This is a genomic window from Kitasatospora sp. NPDC114501 (assembly GCF_055633695.1).
The window spans coordinates 1-2949 of record NZ_JBVKDS010000043.1; the positions used below are offsets into that span (position 1 = coordinate 1).

Annotated in this window: 2 protein-coding genes; both read left to right on the top strand. The window is 71.1% G+C overall.

All coding sequences use genetic code 11. The annotated features are described in order from the left end of the window. Positions 1-2111 (top strand): KR domain-containing protein (locus ACZ7RU_RS36985; protein ID WP_470345393.1); only part of this gene is annotated, 2111 nt, incomplete at its 5' end. Continuing rightward, the coding region (locus ACZ7RU_RS36990) for a beta-ketoacyl synthase N-terminal-like domain-containing protein (RefSeq protein WP_470345394.1) at positions 2111-2949 on the top strand (839 nt) is incomplete at its 3' end. The genes ACZ7RU_RS36985 and ACZ7RU_RS36990, both read left to right, overlap by 1 nt.

Consider the following 2949-nt stretch of genomic DNA (forward strand, 5'->3'; position numbering starts at 1 on the left):
CCTCACTCCCCCACAAGCGCGACCGCCGTACTGCCACCGAGATCATCCAGCGCACCCTCGGCAGCCTCTGGCTCACCGGCACCACACCCGACTGGCCCACCTACTTCGCCCAGCAGCAGCGCCGCCGCATCCCCCTCCCCACCTACCCCTTCCAACACAAGCGCTACTGGCTCGACCGGCAGGCCACGACGGCCGAGGCCACCGGTCGTGCCGCGGCGCGCCGCGACGACATCACGCAGTGGTTCTACGCCCCGTCCTGGCAGCGGGCGCCCCTCCCGGCCGGGCAGCAGCCGGACCGCGCCCGGCACTGGCTGGTCTTCGCCGACGGCCTGGGCGTAGGCGAGGCGGTGACCGAGCGACTGCGGGCCGCCGGTGCCACCGTCACCGTGGTGGCGGCGGCCGGCGCCTGGTCCGACCGGGGAGACAACCGCTACGCCATCGACCCGGCCGACAGCTCCGACTACGAGCGGCTGATCAGCACCCTGCGGACCGGCCCTGCCGGTGTGCCCACCCACATCGTCCACGGCTGGAGCGTCACCGCGCCGGGCGAGGAGGGCAGCCTCCAGCACGGTTTCGAGAGTCTGATCCGCCTCACCCAAGCCCTCGTCCAGCACCCGGACAGCGAGCCGCGCCGGATCTGGGTGCTCAGCAACGGCCTGCACAACGTCACCGGCGCCGAGCCGCTCTCGCCGCTGAAGGCCACCCTGCTGGGCCCGTGCCGCGTGCTGCCCCGCGAGCTGCCGGGCACTACCTGCCGCAGCGTCGACCTGGACTGCCAGGATGCACCCACCAACGCCCAACTCGGCAAGCTGATGGCCGAGTTGGCAGTAGCACCGGAGCCCGGTACGGAGACAGTGGCGCACCGAGGGGGGCACCGCTGGTCCCAGCACTACCTACCGCAGCCGCTGCCCCGACGCGACGCGTCGCCGGTGGTGCGCAAGGGCGGCGTCTACCTGGTCACCGGCGGCACCGGCGGCCTGGGCCTGGCCCTGGCCGGGCACCTCGCGGCAGCGGGGGCAAGGATCGCGCTCACCGCGCGCACCCGGCTGCCCGACGCCACGGAGTGGGACTCCTGGCTCGCCCACAACCCGGGCAAGGGCCGACTCGCCGACACCGTACGGGAGTTGGTCCGCCTGCGGGACGCAGGTGCGGAGCTGCTGGTGCTCCAGGCCGACGTGAGCGACCAGGCGGCGATGAGCGAGGCCGTCCGGCGAACCACCCAACGGTGGGGAGCCATCCACGGCGCCTTCCACACCGCGGGCGTCGCCGGTGGCGGCCTGATCCAGCTCAAGGACCTCCAGGCGGCCGCCGAGGTCCTGCTCCCGAAGGTCCGCGGCACCCTGGTGCTGGAGAAGGTGCTGGCGGAGCAGGAGCTGGACTTCCTGGTCCTGTTCGGCTCGAACGGTGCGAACATCGGCAGTGTCGGCCAGGTCGACTACTGCGCCGCCAACTGCTTCCTCGACGCCTTCGCCCAGGACCGTGGCCGCACCCGGCGGGTGATCTCGATCGACTGGGGTCCGTGGCGGGAGATCGGTATGGCGGCCGGCAGCGCCGTACCGTCCGGCATCGAGCAGGTGGACCAGCGCGCCATGTCGGCCGCCGAGGGGCTGTGGGCCCTCGACGCGATCCTGGCCGGCGTCTCGGAGTCACAGGTCGTCGTGTCGCCCGCCGAGCTCTCCGCGCTCTTCGAGAACGCCTTCTCGCTGGAGCAGGGCGCCACCGCGGAGCCCCGCGGCGCCGCGCACGAACGCCCGGACATCCTCACCGAGTTCGTGGCTCCGCGCAGCGACACCGAGCGCGCGATCTGCGAGGTGTGGCAGGAGCTGCTGGGCATCGAGAAGGTCGGCATCCAGGACAGCTTCTTCGATCTGGGCGGCAACTCCCTGATCGCGATCCAGCTGGTGAGCACCACCAACACCCGGCTGGGCACCAAGCTCGCCCTCGGCGACCTGTACGAGGGGCTGACGGCAGCGCACCTGGCCGGCCTGGTCGAGAAGCCCGTACGGCAGGAAACGAGCAACAGCCTCAGTGCACTTGAGGAACGCAGAGAGAAGATGCAGCAGCGCCGGCGCCAGCACCAGCAACGGCGTCGGACGGCAAGGGGCGAATGATGACCACTGAGTTCACGGATCTCCCGGCGCGGGACGGCGTCGCGATCGTCGGGATGGCGGGGCGCTTTCCCGGCGCGGGGGACCTGACCGAGTTCTGGTCGAACCTGCGCGACGGCGTCGAGTCGATCGTCGCCCTGACCGACGAGGAACTGGCGGCCGCCGGGGTGCCGGCCGAGGTCTTCGGCCAGCCGAACTACGTCAAGGCCGTCCCCAAGTTCGAGGGCATCGGCCTGTTCGATGCGGAGTTCTTCGGGTACACCGCCCGTGAAGCGAAGATCATGGACCCGCAGCACCGGCTCTTCCTGGAAACGGCCTGGGCGGCGCTGGAGCACTCCGGCTACGACGCCGCCCGGTACGGGGGCAGCATCGGCGTCTTCGGCGGCGCCAGTACCACCGCCTACCTCGGGAACATCCTCAGCAACCTGGAGCAGGGCGAGGCGATCAAGGGCGAGAACGTCGGCCTGGGCTTCGAACTCGCCTTCCTGACAAGCCGGGTGTCGTACAAGCTCGACCTGCGGGGGCCGAGCTTCCCGGTCCAGACCGCCTGCTCCAGCTCACTGGTGGCCCTGCACGCGGCCTGCCAGAGCCTGCTCAACTACGAGTGCGACATGGCCCTTTCGGGTGCGGTCTCCTACAAGGTGCAGGAGAACACCGGCTACCCCTACCAGGAGGGGGCCTTCCTCTCCCCGGACGGACACATCCGTCCGTTCGACGCGGACGCCCGGGGCACGGTCTTCGGCAACGGTGTCGGCGTGGTGGCGCTGAAGCGGCTGGAGGACGCGCTCGCCGACGGCGACACGGTGCACGCCGTGATCAAGGGCTCGGCCGTCAACAACGA